The organism is Streptomyces sp. TOM-9, from assembly GCF_056858595.1.
In genome coordinates, this window is sequence record NZ_JBXEQB010000001.1 from 4,728,460 (window position 1) to 4,751,943 (window position 23,484).

The window sequence follows — 23,484 nt, forward strand, 5'->3', positions numbered from 1 at the left end:
CAACCGTGACATTCGTGAGGGGGAGGAATGGGGTGGCCCGCACGGCACGAAGGCCCCGGGCGGGCAGCCCGGGGCCTTCGTGCGGATGGGGGGGAGGACGTCGAGGACCGGGTTCGACGGGGCGCGTGCCCCGGGTGTCACGGCCGGGCCGCGGTCGCCGGGTCGGCCTTCCAGGCGCTGACGCCGAGCTTCCCCGTGGTGCCGAGGTCGAGTTCGGGGGTCACCGTCACCGCAGGAGCGCCGGGTGTCGCCCGCACCCTCGCGTAGGGCGCGTTGACGGACGTGCCGTCGGTGACGGTGTTGCGCCACATCAGGCCCGCGGTCGCGCTCCCGCCCGGCTCCAGGGTGACCGGACGGGGCGGGTCGTCGAAGCCGGGCACGAGGGCGACGCCGCCGCTGCCCCGGAAGACCTCGACCCCCGTGACGGGCTTGCGCTGCTCGTCGAGGAGCTGGACCAGCGGATAGCCCTCGACGCGCCGGACGCGGGAGGAGCAGTTCTGCAGGCGGAGTCCCACCACGCGCAGCCCCATGGCGGCGTCGCCGTCGTCGGCGGTGAGGCGGAGGCCGGAGGGTGGGCAGGCGCCTCCCGCGGCGGGCACCTCCTCCGCCGGGACGCTCCTGACCTTGACGATGCGCACCCGTTCCGCGGCGTACCGCGGCGCGAGGGGTGCGCCCAGGTCGGCCTCGCCCCTCACGGTGCGGCCGGGCGGGACCGAGGACACGGTGTGCGGCACGTTCGCCAGGGCCTCCCCGGCACCGGAGGTGAGTCCGAAGGTGACGGTGTAGGTGAGGGGTTCGTCGGCGTGGTTGGTGACGCGGAACGCGACGTGGAACGAGGCGGAGCCGGGGCAGTGGGCGGGCCGTGCGCTCACGGCGGTGATCTCGACGTCGCCGTCGCCGTCCCCCTCGACACCGGCGGCACCGCCCGCGGGCGCCGGGGCGACCGGGACGGTCGAGGCGGCGCAGGAGGCACGGTCGTCCCGGTGCGCGGCGTCGCAGGCCGTGACCAGCAGCAGGGGAACGGCGAGCACGGCCGGGAGGAGGAGGGCGGGGGTGCGCATCCGGCGACCCCATCAGGACCCTGCCGCTCCCGGCCATGGCGCAGGCCACAATTCCCGTCACACGACCGTCACAAAGCACGGTTCCCTGGCCGGGCTCAGCGGGAGGCGGCGCTGTCGATCCAGGCGACGACGGCGCTGACCGTGGCGTCGTCGAGCTGCCGGGCGAGGGTGTGCACCGCGTCGCTGTCCCCCGGGAGCGGGGGCACCCCGGCCGCGATGAGCGCGGCGTGGAGCTCGACCCAGCGCGCGTCGACGGCGGCCAGATGGGCCCCCACCGGGACGCCACCCAGTGACTGCTGCGGAGTATCGAGAAGGTTCATGGTGTTTCCTCTCGGATCTCGGACGGTGTCGACCGGACTCGCCGTGCAGGACAGCCCCGCTCCGCCCACCGGTTGCGCCGTGCCCCCGACTTCACCCGTCCGGCCCTCACCGCGGCCGCCGGGACCTGTGCCATGGGGATGACATTTGCCGGTCCGGCGACGCGGACGGCGGCGCACGGGGCATGGGCTACCTCAGTGCCCGCGCCCGCATCCCACGGAAGGCCTCGGATGATCGACAGGCGGACCTTCGGCACGATCGTCGGCACGGGGGCGGTCGCGGCCACACTGGCCGGGCTCGCCTCGGGGTGCGCGACGACCGGACCGGACGAGAACAAGCCGGCGCCGCCCAGGGCCCCCGGCAAGGAACGGCCCGGCGACGCGGCGGCGTTCGGCCCGCTGAAGCAGGTGGAGGCCGGGGTGCTGGACGTCGGCTACGCCGAGGCGGGACCGGCCGACGGTCCCGCCGTGATCCTGCTCCACGGCTGGCCGTACGACATCCACAGCTACGTCGCCGTCGCACCGCTGCTGGCGGCGAAGGGCTACCGGGTGGTCGTCCCCTACCTGCGCGGTCACGGGACGACCCGCTTCCTGTCCCGCTCGACCCCGCGCGACGCCCAGCAGGCGGTGTTCGCCCTGGACATCGTGGCGCTCATGGACGCGCTGGGGATCAAGAAGGCGGTCCTGGCCGGCTTCGACTGGGGGTCGCGGACCGCGGACATCATCGCGGCGCTGTGGCCGGAGCGGGTCAAGGGGCTGGTCTCGGTGACCGGCTACCTGATCACCAACCGCGAGGCGAACAAGCAGCCGCTGCCGCCGAAGTCGGAATGGGCCTGGTGGTACCAGTACTACTTCGCCACGGAGCGGGGCCGTAAGGGGCTGGAGCGCTACCGGCACGACCTGGGCCGGCTCGTCTGGAAGTTCAACTCCCCGACCTGGGGCTTCGACGACGCCACGTTCGACCGCACCGCGGCGGCCTTCGACAACCCGGACTACGTCCCCATCGTCATCGGCAACTACCGCTGGCGGCTCGGCCTGACCGAGGGCGACCCGCGGTACGACGACATCGAGGCACGGCTCGCCCGCGGGCCCGTCGTCACCGTGCCCACGATCACCCTCGACGGGGCGGTCGATCCGTTCACACCGCCGGGCAACGGCTCTTCCTACCGGGCCAAGTTCACCGGGAAGTACGCGCACCGCACGCTGCAGGGCATCGGGCACAACGTGCCGCAGGAGGCACCGGCGGCCTTCGCCCAGGCCGTGGTGGACGTCGGGCGGCTCTGAGGGGTCCGGCGGGGGCGGCGCCCGTGGCCGAGCGCGGGGGGCCCGGCCACGCGGGGGACGACGTCAGTGGTCGTCGCCGCCGCGGCCCCGGCCCCGGCCGTGGCCCCCGCCGTGGTCGTCACCGGAGCGGTCGTCGTCCCGCACGCGGTCGCCGCCGTGGTCGTCTCCCGGGGGGTCGTCGCTGCCGGCCCGGTCGCCGCCGTGGTCGTCTCCCGGGGGGTCGTCGCTGCCGGCCCGGTCGCCGCCGTGGTCGTCGTACCCGGGCCGCGTCGTCGCCGGTGCGGGCGAGGCGGTGCGGGACGCGTCACCGGAGCGTGTGCGGCCACGGTGCCGGTCGTCCTCCGTGACCCGGCCCGTCCGCGCATCCACGTGCAGCTCGTGCACGACCCCGGCCGCGTCCGTCACGTACACCTCCCAGTAGCCGCGGTGACGGTCGTCCGGCTCGATCTTCGTGACGGTGCCCGGCGTGTGCGCGACCGCGGCGGCCGCGGCCCGGCTGGCCGTGATGCCCGGGGAGCCGTGGTCGTCGCCCGCGTCGTGTCCCGGGGTCGCCCCGGGCGTGGCGGTCGAGGACACCGTGCCGCGCGCGTCGTCGCGCCCGCCGTCGCGCCCGCCGTCGTGGCCGCCGGTGGCGAACGCCGTGTAGCCCCCGGCGACGAGGACCGCGGCCGCGATGGCCGCGACGGTCGTGTTGCGCTTCATGAGGAGCCCTTCCGACCGGGCCGTACCCGGTCTGTGTCAGGTCTGTTCCGTGACCTCAATGTCGCCGGTACAGGCTGAAGGCAGCCTGAAACCACCTGAAGATCTCTTCAGGTTCGATTTGGGAGGCTGGACCCCATGCGTGTGCTCATCGTGGAGGACGAGAGACGGCTCGCGGTCTCGCTGGCCAGGGGGCTGACGGCCGAGGGCTTCGCCGTGGACGTCGTCCACGACGGGCTCGAGGGGCTGCACCGGGCGGGGGAGGGCGTCCACGACCTCGTCGTGCTCGACATCATGCTGCCCGGCATGAACGGCTACCGCGTCTGCGCCGCACTGCGCGAGGCGGGCAACGAGGTCCCCATCCTGATGCTCACGGCCAAGGACGGCGAGTACGACGAGGCGGAGGGCCTCGACACCGGCGCCGACGACTACCTGACCAAGCCGTTCTCGTACGTCGTGCTGGTGGCCCGGGTCAAGGCGCTGCTGCGGCGCCGGGGTTCGGCGGGGGCCTCGCCCGTGCTGCGGCTGGGCACCCTCGTGCTGGACACCGCCGCCCGCCGGGTCTTCCGCAACGACAGCGAAGTGACGTTGACCGCGAAGGAGTTCGCCGTGCTGGAGCAGCTCGCGGTGCGGGCCGGGCAGGTGGTCGGCAAGTCCCGCATCCTGGAGCACGTCTGGGACTTCGCGTACGACGGCGACCCCAACATCGTCGAGGTGTACATCAGCACCCTGCGCCGCAAGCTCGGCGCGGACCTCATCCAGACGGTGCGCGGCGCCGGTTACCGGCTGGCCTCGGCATGAGACGCCCCCGCCCCCTCGGCACCGTCCAGGCCAAGATGTCGCTCGGCGCCACGCTCGTGGTCGCGGTCGCACTGGTGGCCGCCGGGGTGGCCGTGCTGCTCTCGCTGCGCGCCAACCTCACGGGCCAGGCGCAGAGCCAGGCCGACGACTCGGCCCGCAGGATCGCCCTCGACGTCGCCAGCCGCGGGGCGGGCGCGGACCGCTACGCCCGGCTCCGGCTCCCCGAGGGCGTGCCGGTGCAGGTGACCACCGAGGACGGGCGGCTGCTGGCGGTGAGCAGGGGCCTGGAACGGATCAGCGGCACCGGGGTCGGCGCCGTCAGGGCCGTCCGCGAGCCCGCCGCCACACCCACACCCACGCCTTCGCCCACGCCCTCGCCCACCCCTTCCGCGGTGCCGAGCCGCACCGCGGAGAGCGGCGACGACCACGGCGGCGGCGAGGACGACGGTGGCCACGGGCGCGGCCGGGGCCGGGGCGGCCGGGACGACGCGACGCGCGGCGGCGAGGACGACGACCGGCACGGCGGCGGCGCCACACCCTCACCCGCCGCGGGCGACGACCCGGTGGTCGGCGAGATCGGCCGGACGGTCGTGCACGGCACGGGACGGGCCACGCTGGACGGACGGACCGCCGACTACCGGTTCGCGACGATCAAGGCCACCGACCTCGCCGGGCAGACCGTCCTCATCCACGCGGGCACCTCCCTGGCGGCCCGCGAGAGCGCCGTGAACACCGCGGCGGCGGCCATGCTGGCGGGACTGCCCCTGCTGCTGCTGGTGATCGGCGGCGCGACCTGGCGGGTCACCCGCCGCGCACTCGCTCCGGTGGAGGGCATCCGGCGCGAGATGGCCGCGATCACGGCCTCCGAGGACCTCTCCCGGCGTGTGCCGGAGCCGGCCGCCCGCGACGAGGTGGCCCGGCTGGCGCGCACCACCAACGAGACCCTCACCGCGCTGGAGGCCGCGGTCGAGCGGCAGCGCCGCTTCGTCGCCGACGCCTCGCACGAACTGCGCAGCCCGATCGCCTCGTTGCGCACACAGCTGGAGGTCGGCTCGGCCCATCCGCACCTGCTCGACGTCCCGGGCGCCGTCAAGGACACCGAGCGGCTGCAGCAACTGGCGGGGGACCTGCTCCTGCTCGCCCGCCTCGACGCGGGCGAACGGCCCGCGCGGCGGCGGGTCGACCTGGGCGAACTGGTCGGCGAGGAGGTCCGCAGGCGGCCCGCCGACCGGGTCCCGGTGACCGTCGACGTCGAACCGCTCCGGGACGTGGCGGGCTCGCGCGGCCAGTTGGCCCGGGTCGTCGGCAACCTCGTGGACAACGCCCAGCGCCACGCGCGCGCCGAGGTGACCGTGACCGTACGCCTGCGGGACGGCCTGGTCGTCCTCGCGGTCGGCGACGACGGCGACGGCGTCCCGCCCGCCGAGCGCGAGCGCATCTTCGAGCGCTTCGTCCGGCTCGACGACGCCCGCAGCCGCGACGAGGGCGGTGCGGGTCTCGGCCTGGCCATCGCCCGCGACGTCGCCCACCGCCACGACGGCTCGCTCACCGTCGGCACCGCCCCGGCGGGCGGTGCCCTCTTCGAACTCCGCCTGCCGGCGGCGGCCGCGGACTGACGGGCTCCGGGAGGGGCGGGGCTCGCGCCGGGCGAGGGGTCAGGGGGCGACGCCGAGCTGGCGCAGCATGCCGAGTTCGTCGCTGCTCCCCCAGCGCTCGACCATCTTCCCGTCCTCGAACCGGCTGATCTGCATGCCCCGGTAGCTGACGGTCCGCCCCGTGGGGGCGTGGCCCATCAGCTCGCCGAGGTGCGTGCCGGTGATGGTGTACGCGAAGGCGATCTCGTTGTCGGTGGCCATGACGTGTTCGACCTCGACGTGCAGATCGGGGAAGGCCCGCCGCATCGCGCCGAACATCTCCTCGTACCCCTCCGGCCCGGGGCCCTGCCCCGGAGCGGGGTCGTGGTCCACCGAGCCGGACGCGACGTACTCGCCGATCTCGCCGAGGTGGCCGCTGTTCACCGCCGTACCGAAGCCCTCCAGGACGGAGAGGTTGTCGCTGCGGGACATGCCGCGCTCCTTGCGGTCGCGATCTCGGGCGCCGGGGCGCCCCTTCCTTCCACCGTAGGCGCGGCCCGCCCGGGCGGCCTGCCGGCGATCAGCCGACGCACGCCTTCTTGTCGGCGTGCGACTGCGGGATGTCGTCCGGGACCGCGTCCGGGTCGGCGAGCGGCTTCCCGGCGCCCAGGTAGTCACCGCCGAGGGTGAGGGTCATGTCCGCGCGGGGTCCTGCGTCGGCCGTCGCGGGGTGCAGGGCGCCGGACGGCAGGCCCATCATCGCGGCCAGGGCCCGGGCCTGGTCCGCCTGGTCGGGGCCGTAGGCCAGGGTCGTGCGGTCCTGCTTCCCCCCGGGCGCGTTGCCGCCGTTGGTGGAGTGGGAGACGCCCTCGGTGTTCTGCAGCCACTCCAGGGTGTCCTGCGCCGCGCCCTGGGGGCCGCCGGCGTTGTAGACGACGACCCGGACCTGCGACGGGTCCGCCTTGGCGCCGCGGAGCTTGGAGTCGGCGGCCGCGGGCTTCTTCTTCGCGGCGGTCAGCGAGACGTCGTTCTTGATCGCCTTGAAGAGCGCGGGCGCCTTCGTGTCGTCCACGACGACCGTCGCGTGGAACCCCACCTCGGCCGGGTTGTCGACGACCGGGAGCGTCGTGAAGGTGATGTGTTCGGGGTCGACCCGGTTGAGGTCCTTGGCGAGGTCGGTGAGTTTCCCGACGCCGCCGATGCCGGTGTCCACGGTGAGCGACTTGGTGGCGGCGTTCGCCAGCTGGAAGAGCTTCCCGGGGTCGGTGAGGGTGTCACCGGACTTCATCTGACGGATCATCGACGCCAGGAACTGCTTCTGCAGGTCGATGCGGTCCAGGTCGCTGCCGTTCTTCAGCGAGTGCCGGGTCCTGACGAAGGCCAGGGCCTGCTCGCCCTGGACCTCGTGCGGTCCCGCGGACAGGTTCAGGTGCGAACCCTCCCCCTTGTCGGTCGTGTCGTGGATGGGGTGGGTGAGACACACCGGCACCCCGCCGACCGCGGTGGACAGGGTCTTCACGGCCTCGAAGTTGACCAGCACGAAGTGGTCGATCGGCAGGCCGGTGATCTTCGTGACGGTCCGCATGGTGCAACCCGGGTCGCGGCCGTCCTGACCCAGGCTCTCGTTGAAGCGCGGGGTGGTGGCTCTCTGGGGGGTGGCCGGGATGGTCTTGGTGGAGCCGTCCTTCTGCTTGGTCGGGCAAGCCGGGATACCGGTGACCATGTCGCGCGGGATGCTCATCGCGGTCGCGTTCGACCGGTCCTTCGCCACGTGGAAGAGGATCGTGGTGTCCGCGTGGCCGACGCTGCCGGCGTCCCCGTACTTCGCGCCCAGGCCTTCGCGGCTGTCGGTGCCGATGACCAGGATGTTCACCGCGTCCTTGCTGGTCGCTTGCTTGCTGCCCGCCGTGCCGACGTCCACGGTGGCGATGTTGCCGTCGAGATGCCGGTACAGGAGGTAGGCCCCCGCGCTGCCCGCGAGCACCAGGAAACCGAGCGTGCCCGCGGTCCACATCAGCACCTTGCGCTTCGTGGACCGCTTGGCCTTGCGGGACGTCGCGGTCCCCGCGCGGCGGCCGCCGCGCGGTGCCGGGACCGGCCGCTGCTCCTCGCGGCGTGCCCGCCGCCCGCCCTGCCGGGGCACCGTGGGCGCCGGTGGGGCGTCGGAGTCCAGCCGCAGCCGGTAGGAACCGGTCTCCGGGTCGAGGACCCACTGGTCCGCGGGGTCGATGTCGCTGCCGTCGTGCCTGTCCACGGTCGTACGGGGCCTCCGTCCACACCCCAGCCGGCCCGGGGCATCCGTTCAGACATACGAATGCCGCACATGGTTGCCCCCGGGGCGGTCAACTCCCGCTGCGACAGGGGGACCAAGGGACTTGCGTGGTGGTTGAACCGGTGCCGCCGCCGGGCCGTACCAGTGGCGGCGGTCCCGACACCCGCGCCTGGCCCGCCGTGCCGTCACCGCACTTCACAGGGAAGGACCTTCGGGGTGTCGCTCTTCACGCGCTCTCACCGGCCGGGCACGACGGACGACGGACCGGCGGTGGAGGGGGACCCGCCGGACGACGCATCACCCGCGGACGGGGGCGGCGCCCCCGGCGGCGGCACCCCCGCGCGCACCGGATGGCGGGAGCGACGTCCCGCGGCGGCCCGGGCGCTGCGCGGGGGGACGACGGCGCTGGCCGCGGTGGTCGTCCTGGCCGCGCTCGTCCTGCCGGACCGGCTCTCCTCCATGGGGCCGGGCCACTTCGTCCGGCTGCCCGTGGAGGGGCTGCTCGGGGCGGCGCTGCTGATCGCCCTGCCGCGGCGCGCCCGAAGGCCGGTGGCCGTGCTCATCGGCCTGGGCCTGGGCCTGCTACTCCTGCTGAAGTTCCTCGACATGGGCTTCTACGAGGTGTTCGCCCGGCGGTTCGACCCGGTCTTCGACTGGAGCCTGCTCGCCGACGGCGAGGGGTACCTGACGGCCACCTCCGGCCGGGCGTACGCCGTCGCCGCGGCGGTCGGGGTGGCGTTCCTCGTCCTCCTCGTGCCCGCCCTGACGGTCCTGTCGGCGGTCCGGCTGAGCCGGCTCGTGGACCGCGACGGCCGGGGGACGACCCGGGCCGCCCTCGTGCTCGGCACCGTCTGGGTGCTCTGCGCGGCGCTCGGGCTGGAGACGGGCGACGCCCCGGTCGCCTCGCGGGAGTCCTCGGCCTTCGTCAGGGAACGCGCGGACGACGTCCGGGCCTCGCTGCGGGACCGCGAGGAGTTCGCCGAGGCGGCGGCGCACGACGCCTTCGCCGGCACCCCCGGTGACCGGATGCTGACCGCGCTCCGCGGCAAGGACGTCATCTTCGCCTTCGTCGAGAGCTACGGCCGCAGTGCCGTCGAGGACCCCAGGATCGCGCCCGGGGTCGACGCGGCGCTGGCGGACGGGACCCGCAGGCTGCAGGCCGCCGGGTTCTCCTCCCGGAGCGGCTGGCTGACCTCACCCACGTACGGCGGCGGGAGTTGGTTCGCCCACTCCACCTTCCTGTCCGGTCTGTGGGTGCCCAACCAGCAGCGCTACCGCTCGGTCGTCACGAGCGACCGGCTGACGCTGACGGACGCCTTCAAGCGCACCGGCGCCTGGCGCACGGTCGGCATCATGCCGGGCGTCACGGCCTCCTGGCCGGAGGGGGCGTTCTACGGCCTGGACCACGTCTACGACTCCCGGGACCTCGGCTACCAGGGCCCGAAGTTCAGCTGGGCGCCGGTACCCGACCAGTACAGCCTGTCGGCCTTCCAGCGGCTGGAGCACGGCCGGCCGCACGACAAGCCGCTGATGACGGAGATCATCCTGGTGTCGAGCCACCGCCCCTGGGCACCCATCCCCGAGATGATCGACTGGGACAGGGTGGGCGACGGCTCGGTCTACGACGGGATCAGCGAGCAGGGCAAGGACCCGGCTGAGGTGTGGAAGGACCGCTCCGGCATCCGCACCGAGTACGGCAACTCCATCCAGTACTCCGTGAACAGCCTGGTCCAGTACGTGGCGAAGTACGGCACCAAGGACACCGTGCTCGTCTTCCTCGGCGACCACCAGCCGTCCCCCGTCGTCACCGGCAGCGACGCGACCAGCGACGTGCCGGTCGCGATCGTCGCCCACGACAAGGCCGTGCTGGACCGGACGGACGGCTGGGGCTGGTCCGACGGGCTGCAGCCCGCGCACGACGCCCCGGTCTGGCGGATGGACACCTTCCGCGACCGCTTCCTCACCGCGTACGGGTCCCGGCCCTCCCCGTGACCGCCCTCCCGTACGCACCCGGCGCCGTCCACAGCCTGTGGACGGCGCCGGGGCGTGCTCAGCCCCGCCGGGACCGCTCGGCGAGCCAGTCCAGCGCGGCGCCCGCGGAGCCGAGGACCGAGATGTGCCCCTCGCCGGGCCGCAGCCACAACTCCGCGTCCGGGCACCGCCGGGACAGCCACACGCCGTGCGCGGCGGGCACCATGCGGTCCGCCTCGCCGTGCAGGACCAGGACGGGCGCGGCTGCGTCGGCCGGGTCGAAGCCCCACGGCGCCACATAGGCGAGGTCGTCGTCGACCATGCCGCCCCGGTCGCTCTCGATCCCCTTGCCCGCGACGTCACCCAGCCATCCCCACGCACCCGCCAGCGCGGCGTGGTCCCCGGGGGTGAACAGCTCGGGGTCGAAGTCGCCGGAGGCCAGCGCCTCTTCGAGCGCCGCGCGCCCCCGGACCGCCGCGCCGAGTTCCGCCGCGCCGGACGGCCCCATCCCGGCGAACCAGTCGAGCCCCTCCGCACCGAACGGCGCCAGGCCGGACCCGCTGACCACCGCCAGGACGCGGTCCGGCAGCAGGGCCGCGCAGGCCAGCGCGTGCGGGCCGCCGCCGGAGTGACCCATGACCGCGAAGCGGCCGATGCCCAGGGCGTCGGCGACGGCCGCCGCGTCACCGGCGGCCGAGGCGACGTCCCGGCCCGGGCGGGGCGTCGAACCGCCGTATCCCGGGCGGTCGTAGCCCACCCACCGGATGCCGTGCCCGGCGGCCGCCGCGAAGAGCGGTTCGGGGGGCGTGCCGATGTTGGGCGTGCCGTGGTGCCACAGGACGGCCAGCTCCGCGCCGTCCTCCCCACGGCCCGGTCCGCCCGGCCCGGTGTCGTACACGTGCAGCGTCCGCCCGTCGGCGAGTGCGATATCCGTCTCCGTCACCATCCGGCCGAGTCTAGGGGCGGGCACCGACACGGCCCCGGGACCGGGCGGGCCAACGCCCGCCCCGGGAGCGGAAACCCACTGCCCCGGGGCGCGGCCCGCTGCTACCGTCCCCCGGTGTTCTCCCTCCTCGAACCCGCCCTGTTCACCCGGCTGCGCGACGCGCGGCGGATCCTCGTCGCCGGGGCCGGCGGCGGCTTCGACGTCTACGCCGGGCTGCCGATCGCGCTCGCGCTGCGCGCGGCGGGCAAGGAGGTCCACCTGGCCAACCTCTCCTTCGCGGACCTGTACGGCCTGGACCTCGACGTGTGGCTGGACCACGACGTCGCCGCCGTGCGCCCCTCCACGGCCGCGCGCGGCGACTACTTCCCCGAACGGACCCTCGCCCGCTGGCTGGAGTCGCAGGGCCTGCCCTCGACCGTGTACGCGCTGTGCCGCGCGGGCGTCGAACCGCTGCGCGCCGCGTACCGGGCGCTGATCGGCCACCTCGGCGGGGTCGACGCGATCGTGCTGGTGGACGGCGGCACCGACATCCTCATGCGCGGCGACGAGAGCGGACTCGGCACGCCGGAGGAGGACATGGCCAGCCTCGCCGCGGTGGGCGGGCTCACCGGCGTCCCGCAGCGGCTGGTGGCCTGCCTCGGCTTCGGCGTCGACGCTTACCACGGGGTGAACCACTCCCTGGTGCTGGAGAACCTGGCGGCCCTGGAGCGCGACGGGGCGTACCTCGGCGCGTTCTCACTGCCCCGCGACAGCCGTGAGGGGCGGCTCTACCTGGCGGCGGTCGCGCACGCCCAGGAGGCGACCCCGGACCACCCGAGCATCGTCCACGGTTCGGTCGCGGCCGCTGTGCGCGGCGAATTCGGGAACGTACGGTTCACCGAGCGCACCCGGCACAGCGAACTGTTCGTCAACCCGCTGATGGCGGTCTACTTCTGCGTGGACGCGGTCGGGCTGGCCGCCCGCAACCTCTACCTCGACCGGCTGGAGGGGACGCAGCTCACCCGGCAGATCAGCTCGGTCGTCGAGGAGTTCCGCGACGAACTGCCGCGCCAACGGCCGCCGCGGACCTTCCCGCACTGACCGTCCCCGCGCCGCCGGCGGCGGTCAGCCGCGCACGTCCGCCGCGAGGGCCTCCAGGGACACCTGCCACAGCAGCGCGGCCGCGTCCGGGTCCAGCGCGTGGTCGGCGACTCCGCCGGAGGTCCCGGGGATGTGGCGGTGGGCCTCGGCGCAGTCCTCGAAGTAGCGCCCCCCGACGCACTCCAGCCGGGGCGCGGTGGCGACGAACACGACGGTGGCGGCCCCCTGTTGCGGGGTCTTGAAGGTGTGGCCGCCGGACGCGGCGGCGGCGTCCAGGGCCTCGCGGGTGAGGTGCCGCGACAGGTTGGTGCCCAGGACCGCCCCCGGGTGGACGGCGTTGACGGTCACGCCGTCCGCGGCCCAGCGCCGGCTGGCCTCCACCGCGAAGAGGACGTTGGCCGTCTTGGACTGGGCGTAGGCGAGGCCGGCGTCGTACGGGCGGACACGGAAGTGGAGGTCGTCGAAGTGCACCGGGCTGCGCAGGTGGGCGACCGAACTGAGGGAGACCACGCGGGCGCGGCCCGCGGCGGCCAGGGCCGGACGCAGGCGGGTGGTGAGCGCGAAGTGCCCGAGGTGGTTGGTCGCGAACTGCAGCTCCCAGCCCTCGGGCGTGCGCGTCTGCGGGGTCATCATCACCCCGGCGTTGTTGACGAGGACGTCCAGGGGGCCGTGCCAGGCGGCGGCGAAGGCCGCCACCGAGCGCTGGTCCGCGAGGTCGAGGGGGGCGACCAGGACCCGCCCGCCGCCGGCCGCGACCTGCGCGGCCGCCCGTTCGCCGGCGGCGGTGTCCCGTACCGCGAGGGTGACCTCGGCGCCGGCGCCGGCCAGGGCACGGGCGGTCTCCAGGCCGATGCCGGAGGCCGCGCCGGTGACGACGGCGCGGCGGCCGGTGAGGTCGATGCCGCCGGCGACCTCGGCGGCGGTGGACTGTGCGGTGAAGCCGGAGCCGGTCATGGCGCTGCCCTTCCTCTCGGCGGTGCGGTGGTGCCACCCCTTCCAGGCAACCACCGCGGGCCGTCCCCGGCGCCCCCGGACGCGGGTCAGTGCAGCGCGCTCTTGTCCTGCCACCGGTCCCAGTCCACGTTCCAGTCGCCGAAGCCGTTGTTCGGCGCGACGGTGCCCTTGGCCTCCGACCCCGTGATCTCGAAGGGGTCGCCGACCCGGACCTGGGAGTACAGCCAGTCCGCGTCGGCGTCGCTCATCCCGACGCAGCCGTGGCTGCGGTTGGCCCGGCCGAAGAACGCGGCGTTCCAGGGGGCGGCGTGCGCGTACATCCCGGACCAGGTCAGCCGGATCGAGTCCTCGACCGTCTCGTCGTAGGCGTCGCCGAGGCCGACGGTCTCGGAGTTCATCCGGACCGTGCCCTCCTTCGCCAGCACCACCGCCGTGCCGCGCCACGAACCGGTGTCCGGGCCGGGGGTACCGCCGGAGACCGGGACCGTGCGGACCGTCCGGCCGTCGCGCTGCAGGGTGAGCCGCTTGCGGTCGAGGTCGACCTTGACCACCTGCCGGGCGCCGACGGTGAAGGAGGCCCGGTAGTCGCGGACGAACCAGCCGCCGCCCGGTCCGGAGTCGGTGCCGTCCAGGCGGGCGTCCAGGGTGACCTCGGTGCCCGGCCGCCAGTACTGCCTGGGCCGCCAGTCCACGCGGTCCCGGCCGGAGTAGTCCTTCAGCCAGCCCCAGGAGCCCTCGGTGCCGTCGGAGGTGGTCACCTTGAGCTGCTTCTCCACGGCGGCCTTGTCGGTCACCGGGTTGTCGAAGACGAGGGAGACCGGCTGGGCCACGCCGACCGTGGTGCCGTCGCCGGGCCGCCAGTCCACCTTGTTGACCTTTCCCGCGGCGGCCGTGGTGAAGCTGGACTCGCTGGTGCCGGTGGTCCCGCCCGGGGCGCGGGTCACGGCCTCGACGGTGTACGAGGCGCCGGGCACGACGTTGCGGTCCGAGGTCCAGGTGCGGCGGTCCGCGGACAGGGTGCCGGTCACGCCCTTGCCGTGCGGCCCGGCGACGGTGACCGTCGTGAGGGTGCCGCCCTCGGCGGTGACCCGGACGGGCTCGCCGGCCCTGACCCGCCCCCCGTGCGGGGTGACGGTGACGGTCGCCGCCCGCTCCTTCGGCGGCGCCGCGTCGCCGGCCGCGTGCGTCACCGCCGGGGCGCTGCCCGAACAGGCGGTCAGCACGGCGGACAGGGCGGCGGCCGCGACGGCGGCGGTGCGCAGGCGGGGCCGGCGTATCGGGCCCACACGTTTCCGGGACAACGGAGACCTCCGGGAAGGACGGGGAGAGCACGGCCGGGAAACGGCCGGACCCCGGGGACTCTAGGCCGCGGAAAGCCCTGGTGGAGCGCCTGGGAGCCGTATGACGGCAGCTGGTGAGAAACGGTCATGGTCCGGTCACATTCGCCGCTCGGGACGGTCATGGACGGCTGTGAGCCTTCCTGTGTTCCCACCCGACCACACCTCAGGGAGGCGCAGTGTCGGCACTGCTCGTGACGGCGGGCTGCGGCCCCCGGCAGGCCTGGCTCGGACCGGTCAGCGCGGAGACGTACCGCTCGTTCCTGGCGTCCCGTACCGGGTCGGCGCTCGGTCCGAGCTTCCTCCAGTACCCGTCGTGGGCGCTGGTGAAGCCGGGATGGCGGCCCCGGTTCCTCGGCTGGGGCGCCGGGGACGGCGCCGGGCGCGGCGAACTGAGCGGGGGCGCGCTGGTGCTGCTGCGGCAGTTCCCCGGGACGCGGAAGTCCTTCGCCTACCTGCCCGAGGGGCCGGTCGCCGACTGGGCCGACCCGGACGTCGACGCCTGGCTGACGCCGCTCCTGCGCCACCTGCGCGGACTCGGGGCCTTCGCCGTGCGCATCGGCCCCTCGCCCGCCCACCGCCGCTGGGACGCCGCCGCGCTGAAGGCCGCGACCGGCCTCGGCCGGCGCCTGTCCGACGTCCTGGCGTGCGAGGTCGACCCGCTCGGCACGGTCGTGGCCGAGCGGCTGCGGGCCCGCGGCTGGCGGCGCTGCGGCGGCGACGGCCCGGACGGCGGCGGGGACGCGGACGCCCAGCCCCGCCACGTCTTCCGGGTCCCGCTGGCCGGCCGCAGCACCGACGACCTGTGGTCGGGCCTCAACCAGGAGTGGCGCCGCAACATACGGCGGGCGGGGAGGTCGGGCGTCGAGGTGACCGTGGGCGGCGCGGCGGACCTCCCCGGGTTCTTCCGGCTGCTGCGGATCACCGAGGAGCGCGACGGCTTCCGGCTGGGCCGCTCGCTGGAGTACTACCAGCGCCAGTACGCGGCCCTCAACGCCGAGCAGCCGGGCCGGATGAAGCTCTACCTCGCCCGTCACCAGGGCGAGGTGCTGGCCGCCCACACCATGATCACCGTGGGCCGGCGGGTCTGGTACCAGACGGGGGCCTCGGCGGACCACCGCCGCGAGGTCCGCCCGTCCAACGCCCTGCAGTGGCGGATGCTGCGGGACGCCCACGAACAGGGCGCACTGGAGTACGACATGCGCGGGGTACCCTCCACACTCGACCCGGAGGAGCGGGCGTTCGGCCTGACCCGATGGAAGCTCGGCACCGGCGGGCAGGTCGTCGAGACCCTGGGGGAATGGGAGACGGCCTTGGACGGCACCGCCAACCACACGCTCTACCGGGCGTTCCAGGCCTACATGGCGCGCCGGTGAGCGCCCCCGTGGCGGCCCGCCCGGCCGACGGGCCGGCCACCCCGGCCGGTGCCCCCGCCGCCGCCTCGGTGCTGCGCAGCGGCGCCGTCATGGCGGCGGGTTCGGTGGTCTCCCGGGCGACCGGCTTCGTACGGTCCGCGACCGTCGCCGCGGCGCTCGGCGTCGGCCTGGCCGCCGACGGCTACTCCGTCGGCAACTCGGTGCCCACGATCGTCTACGTGCTGCTGCTGGGCGGCGCCCTCAACGCGGTGTTCGTGCCCGAACTGGTCAGGGCCGCCAAGGAGCACGAGGACGGCGGGGCCGCCTACACCGACCGGCTGCTGACCGTGTGCACCGTCGCGCTGCTGCTGATCACGACGACGGCCGTGCTCGCCGCGCCCGCGATCGTGGCCGTGTACACCGGCTACACCGGGGCGCAGGCCGCGACGACGGTGGCCTTCGCGCGTTCCTGCCTGCCGCAGATCCTCTTCCTCGGCCTGTTCACGCTGCTCGGTCAAGTGCTCAACGCCCGGGGCCGGTTCGGCGCGATGATGTGGACGCCCGTCCTCAACAACCTCGTCGTCATCGCCGTCTTCGGTCTCTACCTGGTCACCGCCGGCACCGGCGGCGGGCTGACCGCCGGTGAGACCGCGCTGCTCGGCTGGGGCACCACGGCCGGCATCGCGGTGCAGGCGCTGGCGCTGGTGCCCTCGCTGCGGGCGGCACGTTTCCGCTGGCGGCCGCGGTTCGACTGGCGTGACAGCGGGCTGGCCCGGCCGCTGCGTTCCGCCGGGTGGCTGGTGCTGCTGGTGCTCACCAACCAGGTCGCCTACTGGGTGGTGACCCGGCTCGCCACGTCCGCGGGACAGCGCGCCGCGGTCCTCGGGATCGACGGCGGCGCCGGCTTCACCGCGTACAACAACGCCTACCTGCTGTGGGCCGTGCCGCACGGCATCGTGACGGTCTCGCTGGTCACCGCCCTGCTGCCGCGGATGAGCGCGGCGGCGGCCGACGGCGACCCGGCGCGGGTGCGCCGCGACGTCGCGTACGCGCTGCGCAGCAGCTCCGCGATGGTGGTGCCCGCCGCGTGCGCGCTGCTGGCGCTCGCGGGGCCGGCGATGGCCCTGGTCTTCGAGCACGGCAGGACCGACGCCGCCGACGTCGCGGTCATGGCGAACGCGCTGGTGGCCTTCGCCCCCGGCCTCGTCGCCTTCTCCGGGCAGTACGTGCTGTCGCGCACCTTCTACGCGCTCGGCGACACCCGTACCCCCTTCCTGCTCAACCTGGTGATCTCCGGGCTGAACGCGGGGCTGTCCGTCACCGCCTACCTGCTGCTGCCCGCGCGCTGGGCGGTCACCGGCATGGCGGCGGCGTACTCGGTGGCGCTCTTCGCGGGATGGGCGGTCACCGCGTTCGTGCTGGACCGCAGGCTGGCGGCGCCGGAGGGCGGCCCAGGGCCGTGGCGTTCGCCGACCGCGGGCTCGCTGGCCCGGCTGCTGCTCGTCGCGGTGCCCGCCGCCGCCCTGGGCCGGCTCGCGGCCGGCCTCGCCGCGCCACCGGGGCCGCTCGCCGCCGTGGCGGCCGGGGCGGCCGCCGTGGTGCTGGTCTTCGCGGCCGCGGCCCGCCCGCTGCGGCTGACCGAGGTCGAGGCCGCCCGGCGGGCCCTGCTCGGCAAACTGCGGCGCGGTGCACGATGAGTTGCGATACTCCGGTCATGCCACGCGTTCTTCTGATCGAAGACGACCCCTCCGTGCGCGAAGGTGTCGAACTGGGCCTGCGCCGCCGCGGTCACGAGGTACGGACGGCCGCGACCGGCGAGGCCGGGCTCGCCGCCGTCGGCGAGTTCCAGCCCGATCTGCTGCTGCTGGACCTGATGCTGCCCGGCATGAACGGCGTCCAGGTCTGCCGCCAGGTGCGCGAGACGAGCCAGTTGCCGATCATCATGCTCACCGCCCGCGGCGACGACTTCGACGTCGTCGTCGGGCTGGAGGCCGGGGCCGACGACTACATCGTCAAACCCGCCCGCACCGAGGTGATCGAGGCCCGCATCCGCGCCGTGCTGCGCCGCATCGAGGAGCCGGGGGGCCGCCCGGCCGTCGAGTTCCACGGCGACCTCGCCGTGGACCGGGCCGGACTCGGCGTCGCCAAGTCCGGGCAGCGGCTGGCGCTCGCGCCCTCCGAGCTGAAGCTGCTGCTGTTCCTGACCGCCGCACCCGAACAGGTCTTCAGCCGGCAGCAGTTGCTGGAGCACGTGTGGGAGCACAGCTACCACGCGGACGCCCGGCTGGTGGACGCCTGCGTCCGGCGGCTGCGCAACAAGATCGAGGACGTGCCCGGCGACCCCCGCTACATACAGACGCTGCGCGGCTTCGGCTACCGCTTCGGGCCGCTGTGAGCCGCCGGTGATCCGCTGGAGGGCCCGGATCGGGCTGCGCACCCGGCTGGTGCTGGCCTTCCTGCTCGTCGCGGCCGTCAGCGCGGGCACCACCGCCGCCCTCACGTACCGCGAGGCGCGCAACGCCATCCTCGAACAGGCCCAGGACACCGCCGTCTCCTCCTTCCGCGAGCAGGCGGGCACCGTCGGCACCACCCTCCCGATGGACCGCCTGGCCCTCCAGGAGGTGCTGCGCGACATCGCCCGCAAGGGCAAGCCGCACACCTGGGTGGTGTTCGCCGAGTACGGCTCGATGCGGGTCTCCTCCGGCACCAGCCCCGTCTCCACCGTCATCACGCCCGAGCTGCGCCGCGCCGCGCTGGCCAGTCCCCGGGGCGTGTTCCAGCGGGTCGACAAGGACGGCACCCCCTGGCTGACGATGGCCGTGCCGACCGTCTTCAAGACCGGGCTGTCCGCCCGCGCCAGCGGGCTCGTGCTCTACGCCGTGATGCCGCTGACCACGGAGGAGGACGACATCCGGGCGATGCTCACCGCCGCCCGCGACGGATCCCTGCCCGCGCTGGTCATCGCCCTCGTCCCCGCCCTGCTCGCCGCCCGCAGCGTGCTCCGCCCGGTCCGCGACCTGCGCACGGCGGCGCAGCGCATGGGCCGCGGCGAGCTCGACACCCGCATCCCCGTCAAGGGCAGCGACGAACTCGCCGACCTCGCGTACACCTTCAACGACACGGCGCTGCAACTGGAGCGGACGGTGGACGAGTTGCGCCGCGCCGAGGCCCGGGCCCGCCGTTTCGCCTCCGACGTCTCGCACGAACTGCGCACCCCGCTGGCCGGGATGCTCGCCGTCACCGAGGTGCTCGACGAGGACGCCGACCGGCTCGCGCCGGACACCGCCGCCGCCGTCCGCCTCGTCAGCGCCGAGACCGGCAAGCTCGCCGTCCTGGTCGAGGACCTGATCGAGATCTCCCGCTTCGACGCGAAGGCCGCCGAGCTCAACGCCGACGAGGTCGACGTCGCCGAGACCATCCGCAAGACCCTGGCGACCCGGCACTGGACGGATCCCGCGCAGGTCGCCACCGAACTGCCCCCGGGCATCCGGGCCCGGCTCGACCCGCGGCGCTTCGACGTCGTGGTCGCCAACCTCGTCGGGAACGCGCTGCGCCACGGCGGCGCCCCCGTCCGGGTGCGGCTGCACACCGAGGCACCCGACGGCGGGCAGGCGCGGTTCGCCGTCGAGGTCTCCGACAGCGGTCCCGGCATCGCCCCGGACGTCCTGCCGCACATCTTCGACCGCTTCTACAAGGCCGACGCGGCCCGCACCCGCTCCTCGGGCAGCGGACTGGGCCTGGCCATCACCCTGGAGAACGTCCGCCTGCACGGCGGCACGGTCCGCGCCGCCAACGGCCCGCACGGCGGCGCCGTCCTCACCGTGCGGATGCCGCTGGGCACTCCCCGTACGGCCGCGGAGGCGGCACCGTGAGACGCCGGCCCGTCCCGGTCCTGCTCCTCACCGCGGCGGCCCTGCTGGCCGGCTGCGGGGTCCCGGGATCCGGGGTCGTCGAGGCGGGCGGCCCGGCCACCGTCGACGCCTTCCCCGGGACACCGGACCGGCTGACGCTCTTCTTCCTCTCCCCCGAGGGACACCTGACGCCCGTCCTGCGCGCGACCGAGGACGACGCGCAGGCCCCGCCGGTAGCGGCCGCGAAGGTCCTCACGGTGCTGCTGGACGGCCCCGCCCCCGAGGAGCGCGCGGCGGGACTCGGCACCGGGCTGCCCGCCTCCGCCGGGCCGGTGGACGTCACGTCGTCCCGGGGCACCGTCCGGGTCACGCTGCCGTTCCCCGTGCGGCGCCTGAAGGACGACGCCGTGCGCCAGGTGGTCTGCACCGCTGCCTACGCCGAGGGCCACGAGGGCACCGCCGAGGTCGTCCTCGCCGGCGGCGACGGCGCTCTCCCGCCCGTACGCTGCGGCGGCGTCGTGCCCGGCGCGGCCTCGCGCTGAACCGGCCGGCGCCGACCTGCGGGCACGCTCCAGGAGCGGTAGAAGTGGAGGAGGGCCCAGGCAGCCGCCTCCCGGAGGGGGCCGGGAGAGGACGGGCGAGAACGGCGACGGATGGCGATGCGAGATTCCAGCCTCGACGACGACTTCGACGGCGGCCTCCCTCCCCGGCCCGAACCGGCCGTACCCGCCACGGCCGTCGTGGACGCCCACGGCATCGTCACCGGCTGGAGCAGCGAGGCCGAGCGGCTGCTCGGGTACGGGCACGACGAGGTCGTGGGGCAGCCCGCCGCCCGTCTGCTCGGCTCGGACGCCGCCCGGTCCACCGAGTGGTTCCTCGCGATGCCCTTCGGCTGGGGCGGCAGATCGGTGCTGCGCCGCCGGGACGGGCGCCACCTGGACGTCTCCGTGCGGGTCTACCCGTCGCTGGACGGCCGCGGCCGGCCGCAGCGGCTCGTCGTGGCCTCCCCGGTGGACCGGCGGCACTGGGGGGCGGTGGACAGCGTGGTCGAGGAGGCCTTCGACCAGTCCACGCTGCCCATGGCGATCTTCGACAACGAGCTGCGGACCCTGCGCACCAGCAAGGGCATGCAGCGCGAGACCGGACGCACCGAGGAGCAGATGCGGGACAGACGGCCCTCGGAGTTCCTGCCCGGCAGCGCGGGCGAGGCCGTCGAGGAGGGCGTGCGGCACGTCCTGGCCAGCGGTGAGTCCCACGACCTGCACCTGCGCATCCGCTCACGGACGGCACCGGCGCCGCGCACCTGGTCGGTCATGCTCTCCCCGCTCGCCGATCCGCTGCGGCGCACCCCCCGCGTCCAGCTCACCGCCGTCGACACCACCGAGCAGTACCTGGCGCGGGAGCGGCTGGCCCTGCTCAACGAGGTCAGCACCCGGATCGGCAGCACGCTGGACGTGGGCCGCACCGCCCAGGAGATGGCCGACGTCGTGGTGGGCAACCTCGCCGACTTCGCGACCGTCGACCTGCTCGACCCGCTGTTCCGCGGGGTGGAGCCGAAGGCCGGCGACCCCGGCGTCGCCCTCCGCCGCGCCGCCCAGCAGTCCGTCCTGCCCGGCATGCCCGAGTCGGTGACCGCGACCGGGGAACTGGACCACTACCCGGCGGACTCCCCGCCCACCCGCTCCCTCGTCACCGGCCGCGCCTCGCTGCACGGCACCGTGGACCGGGCCATCGACGTCTGGGCCGCGGGCGACCCGGGGCGCGCCCGGATGCTGCGGCGGCACGGGATCCACTCGGTGATGGTCATCCCGCTGCGGGCCCGCGGCGTCACGCTCGGTGTCGCCGTGCTCGCCCGGCACCGCAGACCCGACCCCTTCGACGAGGACGACCTGCAGGTCGCCGAGGAGATCGGCGCCCGGGCCGCGGTCGCCGTCGACAACGCCCGCCGCTACACCCGCGAACGCACCACCGCCCTGGCCCTCCAGCGCAGCCTGCTGCCGCAGCGGCTCGGCCGGCAGGAGGCGGTGGAGGTCGCCTCGCGCTACCTGCCCGCGGGCAGCGGCGCGGGCGTGGGCGGCGACTGGTTCGACGTGATCCCGCTGTCCGGGGCCCGGGTCGCGCTGGTCGCGGGCGACGTGGTCGGCCACGGGCTGCGCGCCTCCGCCACCATGGGACGGCTGCGGACGGCCGTGCGGACCCTCGCCGACGTCGACCTGCCGCCCGACGAGCTGCTCGTGCACCTCGACGACCTGGTCGCCCACCTCGCCGGGGAGGAGGTCACCGAGGGCGACGGCGAGAACCTCGTCACCGACCTCGTCGCCACCTGCCTGTACCTGGTCTACGACCCGGTCTCACGGATGTGCACCGCCGCCAGCGCGGGCCACCCCCCGCCGGTACTGACCGCGCCGGACGGCGGCGCGCACTTCCTCGACCTGCCGCCCGGACCCCCGCTCGGGCTGGGCGGGCTGCCCTTCGAGACCGTCGAGTGCGCACTCGACCCTGACAGCCTCCTCGTGCTCTACACCAACGGCCTCATCGCCACCGCCGACCGGGACGTCGACACGGGCATGGCCGGGCTCCGCCACGCGCTCACCCGGCCCGCCCGCTCCCTGGAGTCCGTCTGCGAGAGCCTGGTGGCCCTCGTCCCCGAACCCCCGGACGACGACGTCGCCCTGGTCGTCGCCCGCACCAAGGTGCTGGACGCCTCCCAGGTCGTCAGCTGGGAGGTGCCCGCCGAGCCCGCGGCGGTGGCCGGCGTCCGCGCCGAGGTCACCCGCCGGCTGGCCGAGTGGGGGATGGAGGACATCACGTACACCGCGGAGCTGGTGGTCAGCGAACTCGTCACCAACGCCATCCGGTACGGAACCCAGCCCATCGGGCTGCGCGTCATCCACAACTCCACGCTCATCGTCGAGGTCTCCGACGGCAGCGGCACCGCGCCGCACCTGCGCCGGGCCCGGGTCTTCGACGAGGGCGGCCGCGGACTGCTGCTGGTGGCGCAGGTCACCGAACGCTGGGGGACGCGTCACACCCAGGAGGGCAAGACGATCTGGGCGGAGGTCGCCCTGGCCGACGCCTGAGGACGGCCGGACGCCCGGGGACGGCGGACGAGGAAGGGAATGGTGCGACATGTGCCGGTGGCTGGCCTACTCGGGCACGCCCATGCTGCTCGACAACATCCTCTACAAACCGCGGCACTCGCTGATCGACCAGAGCCTGCACTCCCGGATGGGGGTCGAGACGACCAACGGGGACGGCTTCGGCATCGGCTGGTACGCCACGGACCTGGAGACCCCGGCGGTCATCCGGGACATCGGGCCCGCGTGGAACAACCGCAACCTGCGGGAGATCTCCCGCCACGTCGCCTCGCCGCTGTTCTTCGCCCACGTACGGGCCTCCACCGGCACCGCGATCCAGCAGACCAACTGCCACCCCTTCCGGCACGGCCGCTGGCTGTGGATGCACAACGGCGCGATCACCGACTTCCACCGGCTGCGCCGCGACCTCTCACTCGCCGTCGACCCGGCGCTGTTCTCCTCCATCGAGGGCTCGACGGACTCCGAGGTGATGTTCTTCCTCGCCCTCACCTTCGGTCTCGACCAGGACGTGCCCGGCGCCGTGTCGCGGATGGCCGGGCTGGTGGAGCGGACCGGGCACGAGCACGGGGTCGAGTTCCCCGTCCAGATGACGGTGGCGGTCAGCGACGGGGAGAGCCTGTGGGCCTTCCGCTACTCCAGCGAGCACGCGTCGCGGTCGCTGTTCTACAGCAGCAAGGTGGACACGCTGCGGGAGCTCCACCCGGACCTGTGGTTCCTGCAGGGCGTGTCGGCGCAGACCCGGCTCGTGGTGTCCGAGCCCCTGGGCGACGTGCCGGACGCGTGGCACGAGGTCCCCGAGAGCACCTTCGGGGTGGTGCGGCCCGGCCAGGACGAGCTGCTGCCCTTCGCACCCGCGGCACCCGACGGCGTCGCCGCGTGACGCA

20 protein-coding genes are annotated in these 23,484 nt (G+C 74.7%); 12 read left to right on the plus strand and 8 right to left on the minus strand.

Annotated features, from left to right (window positions below; translation table 11 throughout):
• Nucleotides 1–137: 137 nt before the first annotated feature.
• The gene (locus AC1VWI_RS21960) at nt 138–1,061 is read right to left on the minus strand and encodes a DUF4232 domain-containing protein (RefSeq protein WP_499512722.1); all 924 of its coding nucleotides are present in this window, start codon (nt 1,059–1,061) and stop codon (nt 138–140) included.
• Between the two features lie 95 nt (nt 1,062–1,156).
• Complete coding sequence (locus AC1VWI_RS21965) at nt 1,157–1,381, minus strand: hypothetical protein (protein WP_499512723.1); 225 nt, start codon at nt 1,379–1,381, stop codon at nt 1,157–1,159.
• 228 nt (nt 1,382–1,609) lie between these two features.
• On the opposite strand from AC1VWI_RS21965, the gene AC1VWI_RS21970 reads away from it, so the two are divergent.
• Entirely contained in the window at nt 1,610–2,662 is a 1,053-nt protein-coding gene (locus AC1VWI_RS21970; RefSeq protein WP_499512724.1) for an alpha/beta fold hydrolase, read from the plus strand.
• Nucleotides 2,663–2,725: 63 nt separating this feature from the next.
• Here the strand turns inward: AC1VWI_RS21970 and AC1VWI_RS21975 are convergent, their stop codons facing one another.
• Complete coding sequence (locus tag AC1VWI_RS21975) at nt 2,726–3,364, minus strand: PepSY domain-containing protein (protein ID WP_499512725.1); 639 nt, start codon at nt 3,362–3,364, stop codon at nt 2,726–2,728.
• 135 nt (nt 3,365–3,499) lie between these two features.
• Between AC1VWI_RS21975 and AC1VWI_RS21980 the strand changes: the two genes are divergently transcribed.
• Complete coding sequence (locus AC1VWI_RS21980; protein WP_499512726.1) at nt 3,500–4,162, plus strand: response regulator transcription factor; 663 nt, start codon at nt 3,500–3,502, stop codon at nt 4,160–4,162.
• On the plus strand, nt 4,159–5,778 hold the full coding sequence (locus AC1VWI_RS21985) for a sensor histidine kinase (protein ID WP_499512727.1): 1,620 nt from the start codon (nt 4,159–4,161) through the stop codon (nt 5,776–5,778). The genes AC1VWI_RS21980 and AC1VWI_RS21985 overlap by 4 nt, the downstream gene beginning before the upstream one ends.
• Nucleotides 5,779–5,817: 39 nt before the next feature.
• On the opposite strand, the gene AC1VWI_RS21990 is transcribed toward AC1VWI_RS21985, so the two are convergent.
• Together AC1VWI_RS21990 and AC1VWI_RS21995 are read right to left on the minus strand one after the other, a co-directional pair.
• Nucleotides 5,818–6,228: an ester cyclase gene (locus AC1VWI_RS21990; protein ID WP_499512728.1), complete on the minus strand. Its 411-nt coding sequence runs from the start codon at nt 6,226–6,228 to the stop codon at nt 5,818–5,820.
• Nucleotides 6,229–6,316: 88 nt separating this feature from the next.
• Nucleotides 6,317–7,990, minus strand: a complete 1,674-nt coding sequence (locus tag AC1VWI_RS21995) for an LCP family protein (RefSeq protein WP_499512729.1) — start codon at nt 7,988–7,990, stop codon at nt 6,317–6,319.
• 234 nt (nt 7,991–8,224) lie between these two features.
• Here AC1VWI_RS21995 and AC1VWI_RS22000 point away from each other — a divergent pair, with 234 nt between their 5' ends.
• Nucleotides 8,225–10,000 carry an alkaline phosphatase family protein gene (locus tag AC1VWI_RS22000; protein ID WP_499512730.1) on the plus strand — a complete coding sequence of 592 codons (1,776 nt, stop codon included), beginning with the start codon at nt 8,225–8,227 and terminating at the stop codon, nt 9,998–10,000.
• A gap of 58 nt (nt 10,001–10,058) precedes the next feature.
• Here the strand turns inward: AC1VWI_RS22000 and AC1VWI_RS22005 are convergent, their stop codons facing one another.
• A complete protein-coding gene (locus AC1VWI_RS22005; protein WP_499512731.1) occupies nt 10,059–10,925 on the minus strand; it encodes an alpha/beta fold hydrolase in 867 nt (288 codons plus the stop codon).
• 114 nt (nt 10,926–11,039) lie between these two features.
• On the opposite strand from AC1VWI_RS22005, the gene AC1VWI_RS22010 reads away from it, so the two are divergent.
• Nucleotides 11,040–12,005: a DUF1152 domain-containing protein gene (locus AC1VWI_RS22010; protein ID WP_499512732.1), complete on the plus strand. Its 966-nt coding sequence runs from the start codon at nt 11,040–11,042 to the stop codon at nt 12,003–12,005.
• 24 nt (nt 12,006–12,029) lie between these two features.
• Here the strand turns inward: AC1VWI_RS22010 and AC1VWI_RS22015 are convergent, their stop codons facing one another.
• Complete coding sequence (locus AC1VWI_RS22015) at nt 12,030–12,959, minus strand: SDR family NAD(P)-dependent oxidoreductase (RefSeq protein WP_499512733.1); 930 nt, start codon at nt 12,957–12,959, stop codon at nt 12,030–12,032.
• 86 nt (nt 12,960–13,045) lie between these two features.
• Nucleotides 13,046–14,260, minus strand: coding sequence for a L,D-transpeptidase (locus tag AC1VWI_RS22020; RefSeq protein WP_499512734.1), 1,215 nt, complete (start codon nt 14,258–14,260; stop codon nt 13,046–13,048).
• Nucleotides 14,261–14,475: 215 nt separating this feature from the next.
• On the opposite strand from AC1VWI_RS22020, the gene AC1VWI_RS22025 reads away from it, so the two are divergent.
• The 7 genes from AC1VWI_RS22025 to AC1VWI_RS22055 all read left to right on the plus strand — a co-directional run bounded on the left by AC1VWI_RS22025 (nt 14,476) and on the right by AC1VWI_RS22055 (nt 23,480).
• A complete protein-coding gene (locus AC1VWI_RS22025) occupies nt 14,476–15,672 on the plus strand; it encodes a lipid II:glycine glycyltransferase FemX (RefSeq protein ID WP_499512735.1) in 1,197 nt (398 codons plus the stop codon).
• Nucleotides 15,669–17,348, plus strand: coding sequence for a murein biosynthesis integral membrane protein MurJ (murJ, locus tag AC1VWI_RS22030; RefSeq protein WP_499512736.1), 1,680 nt, complete (start codon nt 15,669–15,671; stop codon nt 17,346–17,348). Before AC1VWI_RS22025 ends, murJ begins: the two co-directional genes overlap by 4 nt.
• Nucleotides 17,349–17,365: 17 nt before the next feature.
• A complete protein-coding gene (locus AC1VWI_RS22035) occupies nt 17,366–18,046 on the plus strand; it encodes a response regulator (protein ID WP_499512737.1) in 681 nt (226 codons plus the stop codon).
• 7 nt (nt 18,047–18,053) lie between these two features.
• Nucleotides 18,054–19,523, plus strand: a complete 1,470-nt coding sequence (locus AC1VWI_RS22040) for an ATP-binding protein (protein ID WP_499512738.1) — start codon at nt 18,054–18,056, stop codon at nt 19,521–19,523.
• Nucleotides 19,520–20,044, plus strand: a complete 525-nt coding sequence (locus AC1VWI_RS22045) for a hypothetical protein (RefSeq protein ID WP_499512739.1) — start codon at nt 19,520–19,522, stop codon at nt 20,042–20,044. The genes AC1VWI_RS22040 and AC1VWI_RS22045 overlap by 4 nt, the downstream gene beginning before the upstream one ends.
• Nucleotides 20,045–20,155: 111 nt before the next feature.
• The gene (locus tag AC1VWI_RS22050; protein WP_499512740.1) at nt 20,156–22,582 is read left to right on the plus strand and encodes a SpoIIE family protein phosphatase; all 2,427 of its coding nucleotides are present in this window, start codon (nt 20,156–20,158) and stop codon (nt 22,580–22,582) included.
• 49 nt (nt 22,583–22,631) lie between these two features.
• Nucleotides 22,632–23,480 carry a class II glutamine amidotransferase gene (locus tag AC1VWI_RS22055; protein WP_499512741.1) on the plus strand — a complete coding sequence of 283 codons (849 nt, stop codon included), beginning with the start codon at nt 22,632–22,634 and terminating at the stop codon, nt 23,478–23,480.
• Nucleotides 23,481–23,484 lie beyond the last annotated feature (4 nt).